Annotated in this window: 1 protein-coding gene; it reads right to left on the reverse strand. The window is 62.3% G+C overall.

Annotation, left to right across the window (positions count from 1 at the left end; translation table 11 throughout):
• On the reverse strand, positions 1–313 hold a 313-nt coding region (locus AADR41_RS42410), incomplete at its 3' end, for an Imm49 family immunity protein (protein ID WP_446751214.1).
• Positions 314–454: the final 141 nt, after the last annotated feature.

Genomic DNA, 454 nt, shown 5'->3' on the forward strand with positions numbered 1-454 from the left:
CGTCGAGCCAGGTCCCCGCATTGAGATAGAACTCCGGTCCGGTGGTGGCGAGTTGCCGGTTCTCCTGGCTGATCCTGCACGTCACCGTCTCCTGATCGGTGAACGTGGCGGCGAAGACCGCCGAGTGCACCTGCATGGTCAGCAGCCTGGATTCCCAGGTCTCCAGCATCACCGCATCCGGATCCCCGACGCAGCGGATGCGCGCCACGTTCAGGGACGTCGTCAGCGACCCGATCCTGGCGTCGTGCGAGGTTTCAATCGTCCGCAGCGAATCGGCCAGGGAGCCCTCCATGACCGGCACAACCTTCTCCATCGCAGCCACCGGATAGCTCTGGCGGGAGACGCTCGTAACCACTGATCTCCCCTGCTGGATTCATATCTTGAAGTACTCAAGGACGGCTCCGGCGTACGAACCATTGCCCTCGACGGCCTTCACCATCGCATACTCCAGATT

It is taken from the genome of Streptomyces sp. CLV115 (assembly GCF_038448545.1).
GTDB lineage: Bacteria > Actinomycetota > Actinomycetes > Streptomycetales > Streptomycetaceae > Streptomyces > Streptomyces sanglieri.